The organism is Corynebacterium mendelii (assembly GCF_017307055.1).
GTDB classification, from domain to species: Bacteria; Actinomycetota; Actinomycetes; order Mycobacteriales; family Mycobacteriaceae; genus Corynebacterium; species Corynebacterium mendelii.
In genome coordinates this window covers 364608-387970 of the sequence record NZ_JAFLEQ010000016.1, presented here as the reverse complement: position 1 = coordinate 387970, position 23363 = coordinate 364608, and the positions used below count along the sequence as shown (strand labels likewise).

Annotated in this window: 18 protein-coding genes; 4 read left to right on the top strand and 14 right to left on the bottom strand. The window is 63.7% G+C overall.

What is annotated here, in order from left to right; translation table 11 throughout:
• Nucleotides 1–2 precede the first annotated feature (2 nt).
• The 10 genes from JZY06_RS10055 to JZY06_RS10010 all read right to left on the bottom strand — a co-directional run bounded on the left by JZY06_RS10055 (nt 3) and on the right by JZY06_RS10010 (nt 11677).
• On the bottom strand, nt 3–581 hold the full coding sequence (locus JZY06_RS10055; RefSeq protein ID WP_207279402.1) for a F0F1 ATP synthase subunit B: 579 nt from the start codon (nt 579–581) through the stop codon (nt 3–5).
• Nucleotides 582–698: 117 nt separating this feature from the next.
• Nucleotides 699–941: an ATP synthase F0 subunit C gene (locus JZY06_RS10050; protein WP_207279401.1), complete on the bottom strand. Its 243-nt coding sequence runs from the start codon at nt 939–941 to the stop codon at nt 699–701.
• Between the two features lie 214 nt (nt 942–1155).
• On the bottom strand, nt 1156–2001 hold the full coding sequence (atpB, locus tag JZY06_RS10045; RefSeq protein ID WP_207279400.1) for a F0F1 ATP synthase subunit A: 846 nt from the start codon (nt 1999–2001) through the stop codon (nt 1156–1158).
• Nucleotides 2002–2791: 790 nt separating this feature from the next.
• The gene (locus JZY06_RS10040; protein WP_207279399.1) at nt 2792–3226 is read right to left on the bottom strand and encodes a hypothetical protein; all 435 of its coding nucleotides are present in this window, start codon (nt 3224–3226) and stop codon (nt 2792–2794) included.
• A 50-nt stretch (nt 3227–3276) separates the two neighbouring features.
• Nucleotides 3277–4479, bottom strand: a complete 1203-nt coding sequence (locus tag JZY06_RS10035; protein WP_207279398.1) for an MraY family glycosyltransferase — start codon at nt 4477–4479, stop codon at nt 3277–3279.
• 1 nt (nt 4480) lies between these two features.
• Nucleotides 4481–5131 (bottom strand): L-threonylcarbamoyladenylate synthase, encoded by a 651-nt coding sequence (locus tag JZY06_RS10030; RefSeq protein WP_207279397.1) that lies wholly within the window; start codon nt 5129–5131, stop codon nt 4481–4483.
• A gap of 131 nt (nt 5132–5262) precedes the next feature.
• Nucleotides 5263–6141, bottom strand: a complete 879-nt coding sequence (prmC, locus tag JZY06_RS10025; RefSeq protein WP_207279396.1) for a peptide chain release factor N(5)-glutamine methyltransferase — start codon at nt 6139–6141, stop codon at nt 5263–5265.
• 219 nt (nt 6142–6360) lie between these two features.
• Nucleotides 6361–7434: a peptide chain release factor 1 gene (gene prfA, locus JZY06_RS10020; RefSeq protein WP_207279395.1), complete on the bottom strand. Its 1074-nt coding sequence runs from the start codon at nt 7432–7434 to the stop codon at nt 6361–6363.
• A 3-nt stretch (nt 7435–7437) separates the two neighbouring features.
• Nucleotides 7438–9471, bottom strand: coding sequence for a transcription termination factor Rho (gene rho, locus JZY06_RS10015; RefSeq protein WP_207279394.1), 2034 nt, complete (start codon nt 9469–9471; stop codon nt 7438–7440).
• A gap of 1204 nt (nt 9472–10675) precedes the next feature.
• A complete protein-coding gene (locus JZY06_RS10010; RefSeq protein WP_207279393.1) occupies nt 10676–11677 on the bottom strand; it encodes an ROK family protein in 1002 nt (333 codons plus the stop codon).
• 259 nt (nt 11678–11936) lie between these two features.
• On the opposite strand from JZY06_RS10010, the gene JZY06_RS10005 reads away from it, so the two are divergent.
• Nucleotides 11937–13655 (top strand): long-chain fatty-acid--CoA ligase, encoded by a 1719-nt coding sequence (locus JZY06_RS10005; RefSeq protein WP_207279392.1) that lies wholly within the window; start codon nt 11937–11939, stop codon nt 13653–13655.
• Between the two features lie 377 nt (nt 13656–14032).
• Here JZY06_RS10005 and JZY06_RS10000 read toward each other — a convergent pair whose 3' ends face one another.
• Nucleotides 14033–15046 carry a LacI family DNA-binding transcriptional regulator gene (locus JZY06_RS10000; protein WP_330617260.1) on the bottom strand — a complete coding sequence of 338 codons (1014 nt, stop codon included), beginning with the start codon at nt 15044–15046 and terminating at the stop codon, nt 14033–14035.
• 261 nt (nt 15047–15307) lie between these two features.
• Between JZY06_RS10000 and JZY06_RS09995 the strand changes: the two genes are divergently transcribed.
• Complete coding sequence (locus JZY06_RS09995; RefSeq protein ID WP_207279390.1) at nt 15308–16774, top strand: sulfatase-like hydrolase/transferase; 1467 nt, start codon at nt 15308–15310, stop codon at nt 16772–16774.
• A 241-nt stretch (nt 16775–17015) separates the two neighbouring features.
• Here JZY06_RS09995 and JZY06_RS09990 read toward each other — a convergent pair whose 3' ends face one another.
• Nucleotides 17016–18407, bottom strand: a complete 1392-nt coding sequence (locus JZY06_RS09990) for an MFS transporter (protein ID WP_207279389.1) — start codon at nt 18405–18407, stop codon at nt 17016–17018.
• Between the two features lie 624 nt (nt 18408–19031).
• Between JZY06_RS09990 and JZY06_RS09985 the strand changes: the two genes are divergently transcribed.
• Complete coding sequence (locus tag JZY06_RS09985) at nt 19032–19559, top strand: hypothetical protein (RefSeq protein ID WP_207279388.1); 528 nt, start codon at nt 19032–19034, stop codon at nt 19557–19559.
• A gap of 83 nt (nt 19560–19642) precedes the next feature.
• Nucleotides 19643–20245: an NTP transferase domain-containing protein gene (locus JZY06_RS09980; protein WP_207279387.1), complete on the top strand. Its 603-nt coding sequence runs from the start codon at nt 19643–19645 to the stop codon at nt 20243–20245.
• A gap of 219 nt (nt 20246–20464) precedes the next feature.
• Here the strand turns inward: JZY06_RS09980 and JZY06_RS09975 are convergent, their stop codons facing one another.
• The gene (locus JZY06_RS09975) at nt 20465–22054 is read right to left on the bottom strand and encodes a hypothetical protein (RefSeq protein ID WP_207279386.1); all 1590 of its coding nucleotides are present in this window, start codon (nt 22052–22054) and stop codon (nt 20465–20467) included.
• A gap of 464 nt (nt 22055–22518) precedes the next feature.
• Nucleotides 22519–23268 (bottom strand): sugar isomerase domain-containing protein, encoded by a 750-nt coding sequence (locus JZY06_RS09970; protein WP_207279385.1) that lies wholly within the window; start codon nt 23266–23268, stop codon nt 22519–22521.
• Nucleotides 23269–23363 lie beyond the last annotated feature (95 nt).

Sequence of the window (23363 nt, the reverse complement as noted above, 5' to 3'; positions counted from 1 at the left end):
GCTCACTTTCCGGCCGGGGCCACGTTGTCGAGATCGTTGAGGAACCGGTCGATGGTGCCGCCGCGCTTGACGTTGTCATCGAGCTGGTCACCGAGCAGACGCTCAGCCAGTTCGATGGAGTTGGCGCCCATCTCCTTGCGGAGATCAGCGACAACGCGTTCACGTTCGGCACGCAGCTGCTTTTCACCGACGGCAATAATGCGGTTTTGTTCCTCAGTCGCCTGGATTTTCGCGTCCTCGACGATCTGCTTGCCTTTCACACGCGCATCCTCACGGATTTGCGCGGCTTCGGCACGGGCCTCGGCCAGCTGACCGTTGTACTTCTCGAGTGCGGCCTTGGCTTCTTCCTGTGCGGCTTCCGCCCGCGCAATCGAGCCTTTGATGGACTCTTCGCGCTGGTCAAGCACCTCGTTGTATTTCGGAAGCACAAGCTTCCAGAACAACAAAATGACGACGACCGTGCAGACCGCGGACCAGACCATGTCGTAAGGCATGGGCAGCAGAGGAGCGTTGCCGTGCTCCAGAGGAAGCTTGGCGGCGCCTTCGGCTGCTTCAGCCAATAAGGTAGTGACCTCAGTCATCTAGTCCTCAGCTTTCGTTGGTTGCTTGATAGAAATGGAGATTCCATGTTCCTCGTCGGCAATCGCGGAGCAGACGGCGGTGACACCACCGGCCCGCTGTCCCGCTGATTGCGCGGACTAGAACAGGAAGCCGGCAACCAGGCCCAGCAGGGCGAGGGCCTCAACGAAGGCGATACCGAGGAACATGACCGTACGCAGCTGGCCGGCCATCTCGGGCTGGCGGGCCATGCCCTCCAGGGTCTTGCCGACCAGGATGCCGATACCGATACCGGGGCCGATGGCGGCGAGGCCGTAGCCGATGGCACCGAAACCGGAGTACGAAACGGCTTCAGCGGCCTGAGCAAGGATCAGAGAGTTCATTGGAATGTCGTTCCCTTTCTAGCTGCCCGGATCCGGATGTCGGGGGGCGCGGTGGGCGGGTGATGCATGATCGGTCCGCGGCACCGTCTCCCCCGGGTTCATCGGAATAAGGTTGGGTGTATTCCGGCCCGGGCGTTTAAGTGGTGGTGGGGTTTATTCAGTTGACCGTGACCGTGACCGCCGGCCGCGGGCAAACCCGCGGCCTGTCGTTGGGTCAGTGTTCGTCGGCGTGGAGGGACAGCTCGATGTACACCGCGCTCAGCAGAGCGAAGATGTAGGCCTGCAGGAAAATAACCAGCAGCTCGAACAGGGTGAAAGCGGTTGCCGCGACCAGTGTGAAGCCACCCAGTACCGTCCATGCGTTGAGCTGCCACACAAAGAAGTTGGTGGCGGCAAACAGCAGAACGAGGATGAGGTGGCCCGCAAGCATGTTGGCCATGAGACGGATGGTCAGGGTGACCGGCCTCAGAACGAACGTCGAGAAAAACTCGATGACGATGACCAACGGGTACAGAAGGATCGGCAGGCCGGGAATGACCACCGACGCCTTCATGAAACGGAAGAATCCGTGCTTTTTCGCGCCTGCGTAGATGAACACCACGTAGGACAGGATGGCAAGTGTCAGTGGCATGCCCACGCGCGCGTTCGGCGAAACGTTCAGCATCGGGATGACCGATGGCAGGTTACCGACCAGCACCAGAAAGAAGATGGTGGCGATCACCGGCATGAACCGGCGCGCCTCCTTTTTTCCAAGGATTTCTTCCGCGATGTGGATGCGCACGAAGTCGATGCACAATTCACCGACGTTTTGCAGCCCCTTCGGAACGATCTGCGGTTTCCTCATCGCGAAGATGAAGAACAGCACCAGCAGGATCGTCATGAGGATGCGGACGAACATCAGACGGTCAATGGCGAAAATGCCGTCGGCGAACTGGCTGAAAAACAGGTTGACGTGATCACCGGTTGAGCAGTGATACGACTCTGCGCCAGCAGGCTCGTGGCATACGTACCCCGGGAAAAATTCGTGGTCCAGATTCGGGGAATGGAATTCGCCCTTCATGGACAGTGTTAAAACGCTCAGCGTTCTCTCCCGTGTTTCGGGCCGCGTCCCGGCTGTCCTCCCGGCGGTCCACCGGCCTGATGTGCCCTCCCCCTTCGATTCACGGCTGGAGGCAATCGGCGAAAAGCCAATCCCTGTGTCGAAACCAACCGTGGTCTCAGGTGGCGCGGGCAGGTGCCGGCGGGTCCTCCTGGTGGACCGGTTCGCGGTGCGATGGACGTCTGAATACTTGTTCTGCCCGGTGCGCAACTCCGTCGCACGTCATCGCACCGGTCAGCGACCCCGGCAGATGCCGCACCTGTTCCCGGGCCGTGACCGGCCGAAGGGAAAACAGTGCGTCACCCGTGTTATCCCGGGAAAACAGCGTGGCCGGACCAGACATCCGGAACACGCCTTCCCAGGCGAGGTCCATAAAGAGACTATCAGGACCCCCCGGGGATTGTCCGGCAACATCGGCGATGACTTTCCCGTGCTGTCGGCGCCTGCCCGACTTACCCCCGTGAGCTGGACGTATCAGGTTCCTGTAACGCTAATCACATACGCTCACCAACGGGCTGACGGGGGTGACGTTCTCCCCCAATTTCCGCAAGGTTACTGCAGCGCAAACCGTGCCAGTCGACCCCGAAAACGTTCATTTCCCCCTTTTTTCTACCCCCGACATAACTTACCCCCGTCACACAGCCACCGGACCCGCGGCGTGCACGCTTGCATGGGGTGCCGGGTGGCTGGTGTCCGGGCGCGGCCGCGGGGCACCACACCCCCGCGGGACCGGACCACGGCGGGGTTGCCGTTACTTTCCGACGTAGACGGTGCGGGTTGTCAGCACGGCCCGGGTTTCCGCGGCCAGCATCACCACCAGAACCACACAGACGGTGGCAAACAGTGCCGGGCGGGAATAGAAGTCCAGTGGCCGCAGGGTGGCCATCACCGCCACCAGCACCAGCAGTTTGATCAGCCAGCCGCCCAACACAACCGCACCGGTGACCGCCGCGGTTTTTCCCGCGGTGGCCAACGTCAACAGCACGGTGACCAGAATGAACACCCCGCCGATCAGGCTGCCCAGGCCTGCCCCCCACGCCCCGGGGATCCCGTCGGCGGCATACCATCCGATACAGGAGAGCACGGCCACGGCCGCCAGCCCGATGGCGCCGGATCGGGTGGCTTTTTTCAGCGGCAGTGTCTGGTCGTCGTAGGAACTGGTGCCGGTGTTTGTCGCAGGTGTCATCACAGCCACACATACTATCGGCACCCCGGCCGGGCGGGCGGGCGGGCCGGTCAGCGGCGGCGCGGCTGACTGCGTCGGCTTTTCCCCCGGCTTCCCGCACGGGAGGCGGCGGCCCGGTTTTTCCCGGTGCGAAACAGCACCGGCCCAATGGTGACGACGGTGGCCATGAACACGGCAACGACAAACAGCGCCACATAGGGTTTGCGCGGGATAATGGTGTAGAACACCGCCCCGATTCCAAACAGCGCCACCCAGGTGTAGATGACCAGCACCACCCGGCGGTGGGTGTGCCCGATCGCCAGAAGCCGGTGGTGCAGGTGCATGGCATCGGCTTTGAACGGCGACTGGCCTTTCAGGGTGCGTCTGATCACTGCGGCCACCAGGTCGATCAGCGGCACCGACAGGGCGGCGAAGACCACCAGGATCGGCGCCAGCATGGTCAGGGTGTCGGCCGGGCCGTAGAGCGACTGGTTGATTTTCCCGGTCAACGACGTCGCGGCGGCCGCCAGCACCAGCCCCAGCAGCATGGATCCGGAATCGCCCATGAATATCCGGGACGGGGAAAAGTTGTGGGGCAGAAAACCGGCGCAGATTCCCACCAGGGCCGCGGCAATGATCGCCGGCGGGTACCCGGAGACTGTTCCCCCCTGGTCGTGCAGCACAATCAGGGCCAGAAGAAGAATCGACAGCCCGGCGATCCCGCCGATACCGGCGGCCAGGCCGTCGAGTCCGTCGACGAAGTTCATGGCGTTGATCAGCATGACGGTGATCAACGCGGTGACCACGGTGGAGGTGAACTGGTCGAGAATGAAGGTGGTCCCGCCCCCGCCGGGCCAGTAGAGGATCGTCCAGGTCAGCCCCAGTCCGCTCATGACCACCGCGGCCAGCATCTGGCCGATGAGTTTGGTCACCGCATCCAAATCCCACAGATCGTCGATGATGCCGACGACGACGATAATGAATCCGGCCCACACCACCGCATCCATCTCCGGGGTGACGGGTCTGAATCCGCGGGTCAGGGCGGGCAACTGGTCGGCCAGATACACCGCGGCCAGAAATCCGGAGAACATGGCCACCCCACCCAGCCGCGGGCGCGGCAGGGTGTGCACATCGCGGCTGCGCGGCTGGTCGATCCACCCGGAACGCACCACCGCCCAGCGGATCACACCGGTGGACAGATAGGTGACCGACAGGGCAACGAGCAGCACCATGCCCAATTCCCGCAGCGGCACACCGGCGGCGCCGGTTCCCATGTCAGTTCATCCCCGCCAGTGTGGTGCCCAGCACTTCGGCGATACGCGATGCCGGCACCGCCCCTTCCCGCAGCACCGCCGGCACCGGCCCGGAGACATCGACAATCGTGGAGGGTTCCCCGACCGGGCAGGCTCCGCCGTCAAGATAGACCGCGGCTGACTCGCCCAGCTGATCCATGGCCTGGGCTGCGGTGGTGGCCGGGGGTTGGCCGGAAATATTGGCGCTGGACACGGCCATCGGCCCGGTGGCGCGCAAAAGCTCGATGGCCACCGGGTGCAGCGGCATGCGCAGCATCACAGTGCCTGCGGTATTGCCCAGATTCCACGGCAGGCTGGGGGCCTGCGGGACGACGATCGACACTCCCCCGGGCCAGAACGCCTCCACCAGCAGCCGGGTGGGGCGGGAGTATTCGCGCACCAGACCACGGATGGTGTCCCAGCTGCCGACCAGCACCGGTACCGGCATGTCGGGGCCGCGGTGTTTGGCCGCCAGAAGCTTGCCCACCGCCTCATTGTTGAACGCATCACAGCCCAGCCCGTAGAGGGTGTCGGTCGGCATGACCACCAGCCGCCCGTCGGCGACCGCTTCTTCGGCGGCTTTCAGGCCGAGTGCGCGTTTATCCTGGTCGTGGCAGGGGTACAGGGCGCTCACGGGCTTGGTGTCCTTTCAACGACAGTGTTCTCGGTGGTCCACCTTTATCCCCGCTGCGGGCCGGTTTTTTCAACAACACCGGGTGCCGCACGCCCACGGGGCAACAACAGGGCGCGAAAAGGTGGGGGCGTCTACAGCTTACCCGCCGTGACGAAGCGGTCCCGTCCGGCCATATCGTGGTGCTGGGCAATGCGGGTAAATGATCCCTCGGCGGCCAGGACCGCGGCCACCGCGGCACCGGTGGTGTCGTCGTGCTCGATGGCTGTGACCCCACCGGAGCGCAAAAGCTTCGCGATCACCCCGGCCATGGGGGTGATCACAGCCATGCCGTCATCGCCGGCGAACACCGCCTGATGCGGGTCGGCGGCCACCTCCGGGTCGACCGGGGTGGTTTCCGGCACATAGGGCGGATTGGAGACCACACAGTCAACCTTCCCGGCAAGCCCGGCCAGCGGCCCGTCCGCACCGGTGACTATGGATGGATCGGTGGCATCGGCGCGCACCAGTGTCACCGAGGGGCAAATCGCGGCAATGTTTTTTTCCGCCCACTTCGCGGCCCGTTCGTCGATTTCGACGGCATAGACCCTCGCTGACGGGCACATCACCGCAACCGACAAAGCCACCACGGCGCTGCCGGTACACAAATCGACCACCACCGGATGCTTCGCGGTGCACCGGGACACAGCGTCTGCCGCCCACCCGGAGACAAGATCGGTTTCCGGCCGGGGCACAAACACCCCCGGGCCGACAGCCACATCGAAGTATCTGGTGGCGGCGCGACCTGTGATGTGCTGCAGCGGGATGCGCTGTGCCCGTGTGTCCACCAGTGCGCCGTAGTGCGCCGGGGCGGGATCGTGGTGGCTGAAAAACAGCTCACCGGGTTCAATCCCCAGGGCGTGGGCCATCAGCAGGCGGGCATCGACCGCCGGTGAGGGGCAGCCTGCCGCGGCCAGCCGGGCGGTGGCCTCGCGCACGGCCCGGTCGACGGTGGGGCCGGTGGATAAAGTCATGGGATCTCTGCCGTTTCTTGGGGATGGTCGGGTGGGGACTGTGGGCCGTCACTGTGCCCGCTGCCCCGCCGGGAGGAGGGGTCCGGCTGCGTGGTGGTCACTCCACTGCGGGAATGGGGCCATAACACGCCACCCCGCCAACAATCAAGGTTTTTGCCTTGACATTGACGGGGTGGCGGATGCTTTTGCCGGGGGTTTGCGCCCCGGTTGGCGGGAAGGTTACTCGGCTTCCAGCCGGGATTTGCGCTCGGCTGTCTGCAGCGCGGTGAACAGATCCTCCAGGCCACCGTTGAGCACCGTGTCAAGGTTGTTGGCCTTGTAGTTGATGCGGTGGTCGGAGATCCGGTTTTCCGGCCAGTTGTAGGTGCGGATGCGCTCCGAACGGTCCATGGTGCGGATCTGCGCGGCGCGTCCTTCCGCGGCCTCCTGGTCGGCCTGCTCCTCGGCCATCTGCTGCAGACGCGCCGCCAGCACCTGCATGGCTCGTGCCCGGTTCTGGATTTGGGAGCGTTCCTTCTGGCAGGTGACAACCACCCCGGTCGGCAGGTGGGTGATCCGCACCGCCGAGTCGGTGGTGTTGACTCCCTGGCCGCCCTTGCCGGAGGACCGGTAGACATCCACCCGGATGTCCTTGTCGTCGATTTCCACCGCTTCGACTTCATCCGGCTCCGGGTAGACCAGAACACCTGCGGCCGAGGTCTGGATGCGTCCCTGGGATTCGGTGACCGGCACCCGCTGCACGCGGTGGACGCCGCCTTCGAATTTGAACACGCTCCAGGCGCCGTCTCGGGAGGGGTTTTTCGCGCGAATCGACATGGTCATGTCTTTCACGCCACCCAAATCCGATTCCGACAGTCCCAGGATTTCGGTGACGAAGCCGTGTTTGTCGGCGTAGCGCTGGTACATGCGTGCCAGCTCCCCGGCGAACAGGGCGGCTTCTTCCCCGCCGGCCCCGGATTTGATCTCCATGACGACATCGTCGGCGTCGTGCGGATCGCGGGGGGCCAGAAGATCAGCCAGTTCCTCTTCCAGTTCGATGCGCCGTTTGTCGAGTTTCTCGGCTTCGGCGGCAAACTCCGGGTCTTCCCGGCCCATTTCTTTCGCGGCGGCGAGATCGTCTTCCGTGGCTTCCAGTTCGGTGTGCACCTTGATGATCGGCTGCAGCTGCGAGTAGCGTTTGCCCACTTTGCGGGCGCGCGCCTGGTCGTTGTGCAGTTCCGGATCGGCAAGCTGGGCTTCCAGGCCCTGGTATTCGGAGAGAATGTCGTCGACCGCTGATACCTGGTCAGACATGTGTTAGGAGTACTCCTCCTCTGTTTCGACCGCCGCCATTGTCGACGAGGAGGCGATCTGCGTGAGGAATTCACCGTTGGAACGGGTCTTCTTCAGCTGTTTGATGAGCAGATCAATGGCCTGCTGGTTGTCCAGCGCGGACAGAATACGGCGCAGCTTGTGCATGACGCGGGCCTCTTCGGCCGGCAGCAGCAGATCATCTTTGCGGGTACCCGACGGGTTGACGTCGACAGCCGGGAACACGCGGCGCTCGGAGATTTTGCGGTCCAGTTTCAGCTCGGCGTTGCCGGTGCCCTTGAACTCCTCGAAGATCACCGTGTCACCGGCCGACCCGGTCTCCACCATGGCGGTGGCGATGATGGTCAGTGAACCACCGTTTTCGATGTTGCGGGCGGCACCTAAGAAACGCTTCGGCGGGTAGAGGGCGTTGGAGTCGACACCACCGGAGAGGATCCGGCCCGAGGCGGGTGAGCTGTTGTTGTAGGCGCGGCCCAGGCGGGTGATCGAATCGAGCAGCACCACCACGTCCTGGCCCTGTTCGACCAGCCTCTTGGCCCGTTCGATGGCCAGTTCCGCGACAGCTGTGTGCTCGTTCGGCGGGCGGTCGAAGGTAGAGGCGATCACTTCGCCGCGCACGCTGCGCTGCATGTCGGTGACCTCTTCGGGCCGCTCGTCGACCAGCACCACCATCAGGTAGCACTCGGGGTTGTTGGTGGCGATGGCGTTGGCGATGTTCTGCAGGATCGTCGTCTTGCCGGCTTTCGGCGGGGAGACGATCAGGGCGCGCTGGCCTTTGCCGATCGGCATGATCAGGTCGATGACACGGGTGGTGAGGATCTTCGGATCGGTTTCCAGGCGCAGCCGCTGGTTGGGGTAGAGCGGGGTGAGCTTGGAAAACTCCGGGCGCTTGGCCGCTTCGTCGGGCTGTGTGCCGTTGATGGTGTCGACCCGCACCAGCGAATTGTATTTTCCGCGGTTGCGGCCGGTGCCGTGGGTGGGCAGCGGCTGGCCTTCACGCGGTGCTTTGACCTGGCCGGTGACAGCATCGCCGGCCCGCAGACCGGTTTTTTTGATCAGCTGGTTGGGGATGAACACATCAGAGCCACCCGCGTGGTAGCCGGTGGTGCGCAAAAACGCGACGTTGCCGTCGATGATGTCGACAATGCCGCCGACCGCCTGCAACACGTCGTCGTCGCGGATTTCCAGCGGATTGCTGTTGTTGTTGCCGCCGTCCCGGCCGCGGCGCTGCCGGTCGCGGCGCCCGCGCCGGCCCCGGCGGCCGTTGCCGTCGTCATTGTTGTTGCCCGAATTGCTGTTGCCGGAATTGTTGTTTCCGCCGCCGTTGCTGCCGCGGCGGTTTTTCGTCTGGTTGCGCTGGCGGTTGCGGCGTGCCCGGCGGGCCGCCGAGCGTGACTCGTAGCGGGTGTGGCCGTCGTCGTCGGTGTCCCCGTTGTCCTGGTTGCCGCTGTCGTTGTTGTTTCCGCGGTTTTTGCCCTGGTCGGAGTCATCGCCGCGGTTGCGCCGGTTGCTGTTGCCGTCAGCGTCGCCGCGGTCGTTTTTGCCCCGTCCCCGGCGGTTGGAGCCGGAATCGTTGTCGCCGCGGTCGTTTTTGCCGCGTCCCCGGCGGTTGGGGGTGTTTTCGGCGTCGTTGTCGCCGTCCTCGCCGCGGTTGTCGTTGTCGCCGCGGCCGTTGCCTGCCCGCGACTGGCCGGACGCCTGGTCGCTGTCACCGCGCGAGGAGGAACCGCGCCGCCGCCCGGAGCCTTTCCGGGAGGTGTTTTTCTCGGTCGGCTCGGTGCTGTCGGAATTGCGTGTGTCTGCCCCGTCCTGGTGCTCGGGGGTGATGGCACCGCCGGTGGCCACCCTTCTGCGGGTGCGGCGGGGCGCGGAATCACCGGCGGCAGGACCGGCGATGATCATGTCGATCAGTTCGCTTTTCCGCTTCCCGGAGATTCCCCGGATACCTTTTTCCTGCGCCATCTTGCGCAGCTCGGGGATGCGCAGTTTGGCCAGGTCTTGCTGGTTGGCGTTGGTCACTGATGTCCTTTCATCGCGTCACCGTGGCGGTCACGGCCCGGATCGGTGGGTGCACAAAGTTATGCGTCGGCCAAGCACCCGGGGCACGGTCTCAGTTCGGTCAAGTCCATGCGCCTTATTGGCCTGGTGTGTGTTGTCCCCGGCGCTTGTGGTGTGGCGCCGGGTTGTCACCCACCGGTGGTGGCCCACCGGCTCCCGGCAAGCGGCCCATGTCCCTCCCGCGACCGGCCCGGGGGCTGGTGCAGGTCAGGGGGTTGTCTTTCCCTCAATTTTTTCAAGGGGAACAACCCCGCGACCGCGCGGCACCGTCGGCCGGTTTGTTGCAGCCGGTGGTGCGCGGGGATGGACCGCGGACGGATTTTTGCGTTGAAAAATTCGTGTCGGTTGGTGGTTGTGTGTCACACGGCGAACCACTGAAGGGTGGTGAGCCGCCGCACAGGCCCGGCGGGTATCCGGCAGGTGCCGCTGCACCCTGCGCACACGGTCATTGTGGGATGGGGGGCGGACCACAGGTCAGCACCCCACCGCGTGTGGTGCGGGGGGAACAAATGACATGCCGGGTAACTACCGGACAGTTGGTTGTTGATCCACCGGTGGTGCACGGGGCGGCACGAAATGGTGTTCCGGCGCCGGTGTGCGGCCAAGGGCGGAGCCTGGGTGACGGCCCCGAAAGAAAACGAATCGGTCTCTTCCGGTGACTGCGCAGCACCCCAGCACCATCGGTGGCCGACCCGGGATCGTCCCGGGAAAGAGCAACAGGTGGTTGTGCCGGTTGTCCGCGAATGACAAAAACCGCGGACACACACGTCGTTTGAAGGGGTGGGCGCCTTTTCATGCTCCGGGAAAAACCGGGCTTTTCGGGGCGTCGTGGTGGATTCATCCGGCACCGTGGGCGGCGTCGGCATGCTGCGGGCACACGGTCGACCGCATCCAGTGCGGTGTTTTCCGTATCCCCTTGCCCGGCACACAGAGTGTGCCTGCCGCCGCCGGACCCGGTGATGGTTGAGAAAAACCGGGTGGGCGCCGTATCCGCAACAAAGTTTAGCGCACCAGCACCCGGCCACGCCAACAGGACCGGTTTCGGCGGGTCGCAGCAGACGGAAACCAGGCCGTGACCTCAGGGCTGTGGTGGACCGGGTGCGCGCGGGACAAACCTGCCCCCCGCCCTTGTCCCGCCTTGTTTTCCCGGCCGGTTCACCTCATGTCACCGGCCGGGCCGGTGATCCCGCAGCGGCGGCAGCGGTTGCACGCCGTCGGCCCGGAAAGCCCGGGCGGCACAGCCCAGGGCCTGCGACAGGTTGCCGCAGCAGGCCGGAAGCAGTGCGGGCTGACCCGGCCCGTTGGCGGTGAGTACTTTCACCTTGTCTTTGAGCGGGCCGAAAAACGCGTCGCCCGCAAGGCACAGGCCGCCGCCGATAACAAAGGGCAGCGGGCCGACAAGGGCAACGGCATTGCCGATTGCCGAGGCCAGCACATCCAGGCCCTCGTCGATGATGCGCGCCGCGGTGGCGTTGCCGGCAGCCGCCAGGTCGAAGACTTCTTTCGCCCCGGATCCTGCCGGACAGGCGACCGGATCAGCCCGGTGCATCCGGTTGGCCATGCCGGCTGCCGAACACACCTGTTCGGCGATGGTCATCCCACCGGGATTGTCCGGATCGGGGATGGGAAGCTGGCCGACTTCCCCGGTCCACGGGTGGGGACCCAGTGGCGTGCCGTTGAGGAGGGTCACCAGATAAATGCCTGTGCCAACGGCAATATAGAACCCGTCTTTGACCCCGTCAGCCCCCAGCTCACCCCAGGTGTATTCGCCGATCGCCCCGCTTTTCACATCATGGCCGACCACCACCGGCCGGCCGGTGAGTTCCCGGACTTTCTGCGCCACCGGCAGATTCTCCCACCCGAGGTTGACCGACCACACCCCGATACCGTTGTCCTCGTCGACGATGCCGGGCACACACACCCCGACAGTGTCGGTCAGCTCACCGGGGGCGACACCACTGATCTGCCCCGCCTCCACCAGTCCGGTCAGCTCCTCAATCGAAGCGGCGATCTGGTCGATGACGGCCTGCGGGTCATTCTGCGGGGTGGGCCGCTGCGCCCGGTGGGCCACCTGCCCGTCCAGGGTGACCACCGCGGTTTTGATGGCGGTTCCCCCGACATCGACCGCCACTGCTGCGCGGGGGGTTGTGCTGCTGGTGGGGGACATGGCGGACACCTTTCCGGGTAACGGTCTGTGTTGACAGGCAAGCAAACATGCACGGCTGCCGCACCACGGCACATCACGGCATGTTTGTGGCCGGAAAGCCATTCTAGTCGGATCCCCCACCCCACCGGCAGGGATCTGACAGGGCTTTTTTAAACGCCGTTACCCCACATGCCGTGCCGGGCGCCCCACGCCGCGGCACCCATCCGGTGGTGCACCTGGGATGCCCCGGCCCTGTTTGGGTGGTCTACCATGGACTCCCATGGAATCCACCATGCCGGATATTCCGCTCAATGTCGCCCGGATCCTCGACTACGGCCGGACTGTGCACGGTTCGACGACAGTGACCAGTTATTCCCGCGGCGAATTGGACACCACCACCTTCGCCGAGATCGGCGCCCGCGCGGCGGCGTTGGCGCATGCGCTCCACGACGTCATCGGCGCCCGGGACGACGACCGGGTGGCGACCCTGATGTTCAACTGCACCGAACAGCTGGAGACAATGTTTGCCACCATGTGTTCGGGGCTGGTGTTTGTGCCGTTGAACAAGCAGCTGATGGATGACCAGATCATCCACATCATCAACCATTCCGGCTCCCGGGTGCTTGTCGCCGACCCGAAACTTGCCCCGATTCTGCTGCGGGTGGTCCCCCACTGCCCGCAGGTGCACACGGTGATCGTCACCGGGTTCAGTGTCGGTGGCACCGGGCTTTCCGACACCCTGCCGGCGGTGGACATCCTCGCCTACGAGCAGCTGCTGGATGGGCAATCCACCAGCTATGACTGGCCGGTGATCGCCGAGACCGAGGCCGCTTCGATCTGCTATTCCACCGGCACCACCGGCGCGCCGAAGGGCGTGGCCTATTCCCACCGGTCGATCTACCTGCATGCCCTGGGGCTGCGCACCACCGATTCCTTCGCCGTCAGCCACGGGCAGAAGTTTTTGTGCTGTGTGCCGATCTACCATGTCTTGAGCTGGGGGGTTCCGGTGGCGGCGTTCATGTGCGGCGCGCCCCTGGTCTTCCCCGGATCCGATGTGTCCCCGCAGGGACTTGCCCGCATCATCAAAGACACCCATCCCCGGGTGGCCAACGGGGTGCCCACCCTGTGGATTTCACTGATGGTCCATTATCTGGAGCATCCCCCGGAGCGGATGAGCCTGCAGGAGATTTTCGTCGGCGGCTCCCCCGCCCCGCCGATCCTGATCAAAATGTGGGAGGAACACTACGGTGTGGACGTCATCCACATCTGGGGGATGACAGAGACCTCCCCCATCGGCACCGTTGCCCGGCCGCCCTCCGGGGCGGGCGGCGAGACCCGCTGGTCCTACCGCATCAGCCAGGGGCGTTTCCCGGCTTCAATGCAGTACCGGGTGGTCTCCGACGGTGAAGAGGTCACCGGAACCGACCGCAACCAGGGGGAAATCCAGGTCCGCGGCAACTGGGTGACGGCCTCCTACTGGCATCCGGACACCCAGGAGGAAGGCGGGGCCGCCCACCGTTTCCGCGGGGCGGATGTCGACGATGCGGAAGAAAAGTTCACCGACGACGGGTGGCTGAAAACTGGCGATGTCGGTTCAGTCTCGCGGGATGGCTTTTTGACCATCGAGGACCGCAAACGCGATGTCATCCGCTCCGGGGGCGAATGGATTTATTCGGTGCCGCTGGAAAACCTCGTCATGGAGCACCCCGATGTTGTTGAGGCTGCCGTCATCGGCTACCCGGACGACAAATGGGGGGAGCGCCCCCTGGCGGTGACGGTGGTTCTTCCCGGCGTCGCCACCACCGAAGAAACGGCGGCCCGGCTTCGCGACCATCTGAAAAACCGCAGCCTGCCCGGCTGGATGCTGCCGGAATACTGGACTTTTGTCGACCGGATCGACAAAACCTCGGTCGATAAATTCGACAAAAAAGACTTGCGCCAGCACCTCAGGGACGGCGAATTCGACATCATCAAACTCAAAGGACCCGGCGAACGCTGACCGGGAGATCCGCGCGGCACCAGCCCGGCCTGTTCCGGCCGGTACCACGCCCATGAGCCGACCACCCCGGACCACCCTCAACGGTAGCCGGTGGGAGCAGCACGCAGGTTCCCCACCCAAGTTACGGGCATCCCACCGGACGGCGGCGGGCTGACCGCGTCACGGATGCCCCACCGCCATGACCGGCACCCCGACACAGATGGGATTCGTGGGAGCCGCCACGGTGCCGCACGGGAGAACACACCTGTTCCCATCCGGTGTTATTTCGTAATAATATTGGGGTGGGCGCAGGCCGGTGGGGCGACGATTTCCGCACCCCGCTTCCCCGCCCGAACCCGTAAAACTCAACAGTGCAGCTTCACACCCGCCGTCAGCACCTATCCCACCGGACGTGTCGTGGACCGGGGCCTGGCCGATGACGTGACGGTGATCACCCCTGCGGGGGCTGCGGGCTTGTCGACTGCATCGATGACCCGCGTCACCGCGAGGGAACTGATCTGTGCCAGCGGCCAAGCCACTGAACTGATCGCCAGTGGTGCGCCGATGACCGCACCGTGGTCGCCGAAGCCGAAAATTTGCACCTGGCCGGGAACCCCGATCTCCCGTTCGGCGCATGCCGACAGGTATCCCGCAGCCAGAAAATCGTTGGCGCAAAACACCATGTCCTGTTCCCGGCTGCCGGACAGCCGCCGGTTGGCCGCGGCGTAGCCCCCGTCGGCCAACCAGTTGGCCGCCGTGATTGTCTCCGCCGCGGGAAACCGGTCGAAAAACGCGTCGGCCCGGTTTCCGTGGTCGCCGGGGCCGGTGACAAACACAGCCGTAGCGCTGCCCCCGGTGTCGATCCCGCGCAGCATCTCGGCGACACCGGCGGTGTCATCGCAACCGACGGTAACAACCCCTCCCAGGTTATCGGGTGGTCTGGTTGTCGCCAGCCATGCGACGGGAATATCGGCGGCGTCAAACAACGCCCCCAGGGGCACCAGGTGGTCACGCGCTTCAACAACCAGTCCCGCAATCTCCACCGTCGACAGGATCTCGCGCAGCATACCGGCAGGATCATCCGCCTCCGGGGGCACCATCACCGGCAGGATGAAGTATCCCCGATCGCGGGCGGTCTCCACCGCGGCCAGCAGCACTTCGTTGTAGACCGGCAGACGCAGCGAGTCGGGCAGTCGACCGGTGACCAGGGCCACCACTTTCGAGGACTGGTAGCGAAACGATCTCGCCGAGGCCCGTGGAATATAGCCCAGGGCATCAGCCGCTTTGCGAACCTTGTCCGCGGTCGCCGGGGAAAAACCCAGTTCCTCGGCCCTGCCGTTCATCACATGGGACACAGTGGCTAGCGACACCCCCGCCAACTGGGCGACATCGCGTCGTGTTGCTCTGGCCACCAGTGGGCCTCCTTTTCCCCGCAGCGGCACGCTTCGGTGTTCCTCGGCGACAGCTGTCGCAGCAGTGTCCGGCGCCACCGGACAACCGGGTCGCGGCGGACCCGCTGACCGGGGCATCCCCCAGCTTAATGGTGGGGTGGTCGCCAGCGGAGGAAACCACGGCGGACTTTTTTCCGGGATTTTCTCCCGCACACAATTCCATACCCTGTTCCGGCGGTCTTGCAACCGCCCACCATACCCACGCCAAGGAGTGTTTTGCGTATGCCGGACACAGCGCCACGCCCGAATTTTCTGGTTGTGCTCACCGATGACCAAGGTCCGTGGGCGATGCCCCACATAACTGCCGAATTGGTGATGCCCACCATCGCCAATCTGGTGGACACCGGATCCACCTTCGACAATTTCTACTGCGCTTCCCCGGTGTGTTCCCCGGCCCGGGCATCACTGCTCACCGGCCGCATGCCGTCGGCCCACGGGGTGCATGACTGGCTGGTCGGCGAACGCCACCCCGACGCCACCGAGGACAATTTTCTCGGCGGCCTGTTCAACCTGCCGGAAACCCTCCACCACAACGGCTACACCTGCGCCATGTCCGGCAAGTGGCATATCGGCACCTCCCGCTGGCCGGCCCCCGGTTTCGACTACTGGTACGCCCACCGGTTGGGTGGCGGCCCCTACTACAACGCCCCGGTGTGGGACCGCGACGGACACAAGGTCGAAGAGCCGCGCTATTTCACCGATGCGGTCACCGACGAGGCTGAGCGTTTCCTCGATCTCCAGGCGCAGCAGCACCACGCCACCGACGCCGCCGCCGGACAGGCGCAGCCGTTTTATCTGCAGGTCAACTTCACCGCCCCCCACGATCCCTGGATCAACAACCATCCGCAAGAGCTTTACGATCTCTACGACGGATGCACATTCGATTCCATTGACCGCCCCCGGCCGCACCCATGGACGAAGGTCTACAACGATTTTGACAAGGCCTTCGCCGATCCGCTGCCGTATCTGACCGGCTACGCCGCCGCTTTAAGCGGTGTTGACCGTTCGGTGGGACGGCTGCTGGACAAACTCGACGAGCACGGCTTCGCCGACAACACCGTGGTGGTATTCATGTCCGACAACGGTTTTTCCTGCGGCCAACACGGCATCTGGGGCAAAGGCAACGGAACCTGGCCGCTGAACTTTTTCGAAAACTCCGTGCGCGTGCCGTTTGCTGTGCGCCTGCCCGGGCAGAAAACAGCCCGCCGGATCACCGACCATGTCTCTGCTACCAGCTTCTTCCCCACCGTCTGTGAGCTGGCGGGAATCACCCCTCCGGACGATCCGCTGCGGGCCGGTGAATCGATCGCAGGTCTCATCGACGGCTCCCGCCCGGGGGATGGCTCTGATTCCGTGGTCGTATATGACGAATACGGCGGCGGCCGCATGATCCGCGACAACCGTTTCAAATTCATCGACCGCTCCGGCGGGCAGCCACGGGAACTCTATGATCTCATCGACGACCCGGACGAGCAGATAAACCTCGTTGACGATCCCGGCTACCAGCGCACCGTGGCAGCATTGGCTGATGGCCTCAACGACTGGTTCACCAGGCATGAGACCGCCTGTGACCGTGCTTTTGACCGCGCTGTAATGGGCCGCGGACAAATTCACCCGCCGCGCAAAGCTCTGCCGGATGACAAAACCTATGTCACCGATGCCGTCTGCCACGACGGCACCCGCGCCTAACACCACCCACACCAATCCCCCGGGGCCGCCATGACCGACACGGCGGCCCCGAGCTTTTTGCCGCAACCGTAAAAACAGTCACTCCCCTTTTTGGCCTTACACCGCGGTGCACGGACCAAGGCCCCAACAACAGACAACAAGACACCGTGGCAACCGGCAGTGGTTGACTGCCCGGTGCCACGGTGTCCGCCCCAGCCGGCTGCTGCCGGCTGGGCGACAACCACACAAGGGTGTGGTCTGGCTACTTGTCCTGCCCGCCGGGAACCTGGCCGGAGGCCTCCTCAAGCGACGCATTGGAGTTGCCCATCCACGGGTTGAACAGCACCAGCACGAACATCAGCAGATAGGTGATGACGAAGGGGAACAGTGCCCGCATGCTGTGTTGTGCCAGCCACACCGGAACAAGGGCCGCCGAGGTCGCGGAGATCACCCGCGCCAGTGACTGGGTGAAGCCGTTGCCGAAACCACGCAGCTCTGTCGGGTAGGACTCAACGGTCCAGATCAGGCACAACAGTCCGGGTCCAATCCAGGTGGCGAAGGTCCACACCACAAAGGAGACGAACAGCACCGTGTGGTTGTCATCGCCCCACATCGCCAGGCTGAAGGCCGCACAAGCCAGCACGAAGGTGGAACTCATGCCCAGCACCCGCTTGTTGATCTTGTCGATCAGAGTCGATCCCAACAGCAGTGCGACCAGGGCCACAATGTAGGCGGCCAGGGTGATCTCCAGGTTGTATTTCACCTCGATGCCGGCGCGCTGGAAAATGATCGGCCCCAACAGCGACACCACCGGCCCGCCGAAGGTGTTGCCCATGAAAAACAGGGTGGTGGCGATAATGCGTTTGCGGGTTTCCGGCTGCAGCAGCTTTTTGTATTCCCGCTTGGTTTTCACGCCTTCCTGTTCGCTGGCGCTGCGCACCTCCGCGTACTCGCGGTCCAGGCCGAGGACCTGAAGAATCTGCTCGGCTTCTTTGACCCGGCCGACCTGCATCAGCCAGCGGGGGGACTCGGGCAAAAACTGCCGCCCGTAGAGCACCAGGGCCGCCGGTACCGCAGCGAACAGGAACAGTCCCCGCCAGATCCAGTCCTGGTGGGAGGCGGGAACCACTTCCTGCAGCACCAGGGCCAACACGATCGAGAAAATCGATCCCAACACCAAAGAGGTGTTCAGCAACGCGCCGACCACCCGCCCGCGCCGCTGTTTCGGGGCGATTTCGGCCAGATACGCCGCCGAGGTCGACAAGTCCATGCCGACGGCCAGGCCGATCAAAAAGCGCATCACATAGATCATCCACACCTGGGTGATGAAGGCGGCCAGCACCGCGGTGATGATGAAAATCCACAGGTTAACCGCGAAGACCTTTTTTCGCCCGATGCGGTCGGCGATGTCACCGAAGAAGATCAGTCCGACGGCGGTGCCGATAAATGAGATCGCCAGCAATCCGCCGGTGGCTGATGCACTCAGACCGAAGTGCGGCTTGAGGAACACCATCGCCACGCCGATGACCACCAGGTCATAGCCGTCGATGAACTCACCCATCGCGATCAGCGGGGCCGCCCATTTCTTGACGAACTCGCGGCGGTGCGGTTGAAGATAGGCGGCCTGTGTGCCGCCGGCTGTCGTCGCTGCCATAGCTGCGTCCTCCCAGGGGGTAAAACGGGATCGTCCCGGACAGGAAAACACCTGTTGATGTATGTTCAACCAAAATTTATCACGCGATAATAGCCTTCGACTCCCCCTCACACGGTGAGATTCAGCACCTTTTACGGTTCACAGCCCCCCGGGAAAAACACCCCCATATCCGGCACCGGATACCCCTTGCACCCCGCCGGCAAAAACACATGTCCGCGCCTTCCTTCCCGGTAAATATGCGAACGCCTGTATCCGGGTGCACCACAAAAGGGTCAACCGGTCTTGCTGTGACACGCCTTCATGCTGCCTGAGATCTTCCCCGTAAAAGGCCACACCCCCCACACCGCGGAAAGCCACGTGGGCCGCCGCACCGCCGGGAACAACCCATCCTGTACCACCCCGACACCAGCGGCTGCTTGCCCCCCGGGACCATTCCACCTGTGCCCCGCACTGACCGCGATCGCCGTCACTTTTCGCCATCCGGCCGCTGCCAAGGTATTTGCGGCTCCCACCACCGGCGGATAACCCGGCGAGACTGCACCAGCTACGCCACAGGCAAAAGTTAACTGTAGAATCATCGTGGTCTCCTCCCATTACACATCAACCGCGAAAGATCAAGGTGCAATGGGTGTTTCGATCAAGGCAGGCAGAGCACTAGCGGCGGCGGTAGGCGCGGCAGCTATGGTGTTCGGCCTGCCACAAGCCGCAGCGGCCCCGCAGCCAGGTGCCGATGAGCCGCCGATTACGCAGCTGATCGACGAAGCAGGCGCATTGGACTGCCATGTGGCTGTTTTCCGGGAATACCCGACTTTTGTCTGGGACGGTGATCCCGCACACCGCAACTGGGCATGGGGAAACCATGGCGAGATGACCCGGGATCTTGCCGCCCGCGGTTATGCGCAGCAAGAGATCGACCTCTATATCGCGGCTGTTGACCGCAGGCTCAACGAATGCCACATGTTCGACTCAGTCTCTGATGCGATCGGCGCCACCGAGATCTGGTACCGGTATTTCGGCGGGGCTGTCGGCGGCCCGGACTGCCGCTGGGTGCCCTGTCACCGGATGATCGGGGCACGGTCAGCGGTCAGCCGGCCGCTGGGCGATACGGTGCGTAACCTGCGCCCCGCCTTGTCCGGGTCGACAGGCTCCTAGTACGGCTGCACTTGCCCCGGGTAGCCTGGAATACCGCAAGCCGGTACCCCGGCTAAAGGACACCAAAAACCGAAAGGGCGGTTATGGCGGATACACGCAGTATCATCCCCGGACTCGATGTCATCGTTTTGGCGGAGGGACCGCGAACCAACGATGGCGTGCCGTTGTCGGCAGTCACCGTCGATGGTGAGCCGTTGATCAACCTGACACTCGCCGAGATCGCCATGACCACGGGGCTGCAGCAGGTCACAGTCGTCACCGCCGGTGGGATCGCTTTGTCCCCCGGCACCCAGATCACCGCCGACCCCGGCGATGGCGGGGGTCCGGTCAGCGCGATTGCAGCAGGCGTGAGAACACTGTGGCACCAAGCTGCCTCGGCTACCGCAGTGGTGCGTGGATGGGCGCCGGATACTGGCCAGCTGCTTAGCGATTTGTGGGCTGAATTGGATGACGGTGTCGATGTGGCGGTCGCTGTCGATGACGACGGCAACCGGGTACCGCTGGCGGCGGTGTGGACAACGGTCTCGCTGTGGAAGGTATTCGAATTCATGTCGGGCGTCCCCGACCCGGATCCCGGCTGTCTGTTCGATGGACTCACCGTCGCTTGCATCGACGGCAATGGCCTGACCGGCTCCTACGAAACAGAACAGGCGTTGGCTGCTCTCGGAGAAATCGGCCGGGCCTAGAAGCACGCCTTTCCGGCAAAGACGTGGTCGACACCATGCTGTGCGCTGCTTGTGGGAAATAACCACCCGGGTTCCATTCCCCTTAACAACACCACTGGCCCGCCCGGATCGTGGATTCCACGGTCCCGGCGGGCCAGTGTGTGCGGTTTTAGCAACAGTCGATCGCGCAGCTTGACCGGTCACCGCGTATGTGATGACCGAATCAAGCGGGCAGACAAACTACTTCTTGTCTTCCGGAACGTAGAGCCGGATGTTGTCGACGGTTGCCGAACCAGTGTAGTAGTTGATGTGCGGCAGGCCGATGATGAAGTTGTCCGGGTAGGCCGAGTCGGAAGGCCACATTTCCTTCTCGAACTCGCCGTGCGGCCCCTTGAACTTCAGGGTGTTGTTGAAACGGCCGTCGTACTCTTCGGGGGTCTGGTTGTAGTGCCAGATCGCCCGACCGTCATTGTTGATGAACGGGCGGAAGAAGCGGTAGGTGCGCTGACCGACATAACGGAAATTACCGGTCATCTCCTGGACGTAGCCCTTGTCGGTGCGCTCGATGGCGAACTTGTAGGTCTCGTTCGGCATGACATGCGGCTGAATCTCGGCGGCAGAGACAATAGTCTGCAGCTGGTTATCGTGATTGCGCTCGTCACCGTGGAAGATACCGCAGGGGGTGGGCATGACGAACTCGTTGTAGGCGAAGGAGGGATCGCGCCACACCGAACCGTCGAAGAAGATCTCATTGATGCCGTGGCCGTTGGTGTCGGCGTAGGGCTTCAATTTGCCGTTGGACGGGTCGCAGCCCCAGTAGGCCTTGGCCCAACCACCATTGACCGAGTAGATGTCCATGCCGACCTTGCGGTGGGAGTGGATGAAGATGTTGTTGTGCGGTGCCGGGTGGGCGTGGTCGACGATCTCCATCAGATAGAAGCCGTTTTCGGCCTTGATATCGCCGAAGGGCTTGGCACAGGGATCGGGCTGCTCGGCGCCGTTTTGGTCATAGCCCGGCGTCGGGTAGGACCCGTCTTTGTTCTGGCGCAGCCTGACCCACGGGAAGTTGGTCATGCACTCGGTCTTCGACGGGTAGCCGTTGATCTTGCCGTCGTAGTTCCACTCGCCGTTAATGTCCTTGCCACCGAAGTCGAGGGTTTTCAGTTCATACTCGACGCGGTACTGGCTGGGCAGCGGATTGGTGGAGGTGATGATCAGGCCGTTGTCCCACGGCACATCCATCTTGGCTTCACCGTTTTTGACTTGCAGGGTCGGAACACCGTCCGGCTTGCCGGTCTTCTCGCGGGAGCGGGCGGCCATCTCCACGGTCAGCCAGCCGTCCTCGCCGAAGGGCACGGACTTGCGCAGCAGCTGGAAGCTGTCGAGGGCACGCTGGAAGTATTCGCCACCCTGGATCTTGAAGTATTTGCCACCGTCGGAGAACTCATCAACGTAGTAGCGGTTGCCGGGCCCGAATTTCTGGACCTCCCAGTCCACCTTGCTGTCGTTGATACCTTTGTCGAAGGTTTCTTCGCGCACCAGACGCCAGCCATCGCGGACCGGCCCTGGGGTGATTTCCACCGGAGGCGGAGTGTCGCCGTTTTTCTTGTTTCCGGAAATCCCACCGGGCAGGAAGGTGCTGCCCTGGGCACCGGGGCTGTCATCGTAGAAGGTTTCCGACGACATCGACGAGCCGGCCACCGCGTTGAACAGGTCGGCAAGTGCAGATGAACCAAAGAAGGAGGACGCGTTGGCTGCCGGGGCAAGCGGAACAACCAATGCAGCGCAGGCCACAGTGACGGCCGTCTTCTTTAAGGAACGTGCTCTCATGTGAAAGACTCCTTGGATTGTGGTTTCACCCGCCGCTGTTAACCGGCGCAAGTTGTCGCCACCGTCTGTGGTGGCTACCGGGGACGGGTGAGGGAATGGGAAAATCTGGGGGGAGAACTTCCGCCTTGTCCAGTCACCGGCGGGGTTGAAAGCCCTGCGGGCGAACCCCGCCGCCCATCTGCTGACCGGCATGGCCGCGACTGTCTGAAAAGAAAACCAAACAACGCGGGAATGCCGGTTACCGGGGGATCAGAATGGGAGGGTTCCGGCGGAAAAGTCGTGGGAGACACACAAACGGCGGGATGACAAGGGAAAGGGAAGAAAACACGTCCCCGCCGTCTGTATGTGGGTGTTATGTCATCCGCCACAGCAGTCGTGCTGCGGCGGGATGTTTTCTGTGTCCCGCCCCTGCCCCGGGTTCGACCGCTGGTGGGACCCGGGACAGGATGGCAGGAGCGGCCGGGTTAGTTCAGGTAGAAAATGCGGTCTTTGTTTTCGGCCATGTGCTTGGCGTTCCATTCGGCGCCACCGTCCAAGTTGGCGGCCAGGAACACCGGTGCCGAGAAGCCCTTTTCGAGCAGTTTCTCGATGATGGCGGCGGACATGCTGTGCAGCATGGCGGTGGAGGTGACACCGGAAGCCGGGGTGAACTTCTGCGGGATGCCTTCCAGGGAGAGCACCGCGTCACCGGGATCGACTTTGTTGTCGAGAACGACATCGGCGTGGTCGAGCAGCTTGGTGCCGTCCGGGACCCGGGAATCAACGGCGCTGGTGTATTTCATGCTGGTCAAAGCCACCACGAACACACCGGCGGCCTTGGCGGCGCGGGCCAGTTCCACCGGGACGGCGTTGCGGCCGGACACCGAGACGTCGATGAGCACGTCGCCTTCCTTCAGCGGGCTGTTGTTGAACAGCACCTCGCCGTAGCCGGGCATCTGCTCCATCTGCGAGCCGAGGGTGGTCGGGCGGGTGGTCAGGGCTTCGATGCCGGGTCCGTAGAGCGGGTTGATCAGCATCAGGCCACCGGCGCGGTAGACAATGTCTTGTACCGGCAGCGACGAGTGGGAGGCACCGAAGGCGAAGATACGGCCGCCGGCAATGACTTTGTCGGCGATGGTGTCGGCTGCCTTTTCAATCTTGGGCAGTTCTTCTTCGCGGATCTTGCCCAGAAGGGCGGTGATTTCATCGAAGTAGGTGTTGAGCAGTTCAGACATGGGGTGTATTTCTCCTTGAAAGATTGTGTGCAGTCAGGTGGTGGGGCCTGCCGCGGTGCACACCGCGGATGATCGCCCCCATCCCCCCGGGCGGT

Excerpts from the sequence above, each read along its gene's own strand:
- JZY06_RS10035 (WP_207279398.1), bottom strand. The coding sequence starts at position 4,479 with ATGGGAACCGGCGCCGCCGGTGTGCCGCTGCGGGAATTGGGCATGGTG.
- JZY06_RS10050 (WP_207279401.1), bottom strand. The coding sequence starts at position 941 with ATGAACTCTCTGATCCTTGCTCAGGCCGCTGAAGCCGTTTCGTACTCC.
- atpB (WP_207279400.1), bottom strand. The coding sequence starts at position 2,001 with ATGAAGGGCGAATTCCATTCCCCGAATCTGGACCACGAATTTTTCCCG.
- JZY06_RS09970 (WP_207279385.1), bottom strand. The coding sequence starts at position 23,268 with ATGTCTGAACTGCTCAACACCTACTTCGATGAAATCACCGCCCTTCTG.
- prfA (WP_207279395.1), bottom strand. The coding sequence starts at position 7,434 with ATGTCTGACCAGGTATCAGCGGTCGACGACATTCTCTCCGAATACCAG.
- JZY06_RS09975 (WP_207279386.1), bottom strand. The coding sequence starts at position 22,054 with ATGAGAGCACGTTCCTTAAAGAAGACGGCCGTCACTGTGGCCTGCGCT.
- JZY06_RS10040 (WP_207279399.1), bottom strand. The coding sequence starts at position 3,226 with ATGACACCTGCGACAAACACCGGCACCAGTTCCTACGACGACCAGACA.
- JZY06_RS10055 (WP_207279402.1), bottom strand. The coding sequence starts at position 581 with ATGACTGAGGTCACTACCTTATTGGCTGAAGCAGCCGAAGGCGCCGCC.
- JZY06_RS10010 (WP_207279393.1), bottom strand. The coding sequence starts at position 11,677 with ATGTCCCCCACCAGCAGCACAACCCCCCGCGCAGCAGTGGCGGTCGAT.
- JZY06_RS09995 (WP_207279390.1), top strand. The coding sequence starts at position 15,308 with ATGCCGGACACAGCGCCACGCCCGAATTTTCTGGTTGTGCTCACCGAT.
- JZY06_RS09980 (WP_207279387.1), top strand. The coding sequence starts at position 19,643 with ATGGCGGATACACGCAGTATCATCCCCGGACTCGATGTCATCGTTTTG.
- JZY06_RS09985 (WP_207279388.1), top strand. The coding sequence starts at position 19,032 with ATGGGTGTTTCGATCAAGGCAGGCAGAGCACTAGCGGCGGCGGTAGGC.
- JZY06_RS09990 (WP_207279389.1), bottom strand. The coding sequence starts at position 18,407 with ATGGCAGCGACGACAGCCGGCGGCACACAGGCCGCCTATCTTCAACCG.
- prmC (WP_207279396.1), bottom strand. The coding sequence starts at position 6,141 with ATGACTTTATCCACCGGCCCCACCGTCGACCGGGCCGTGCGCGAGGCC.
- JZY06_RS10005 (WP_207279392.1), top strand. The coding sequence starts at position 11,937 with ATGGAATCCACCATGCCGGATATTCCGCTCAATGTCGCCCGGATCCTC.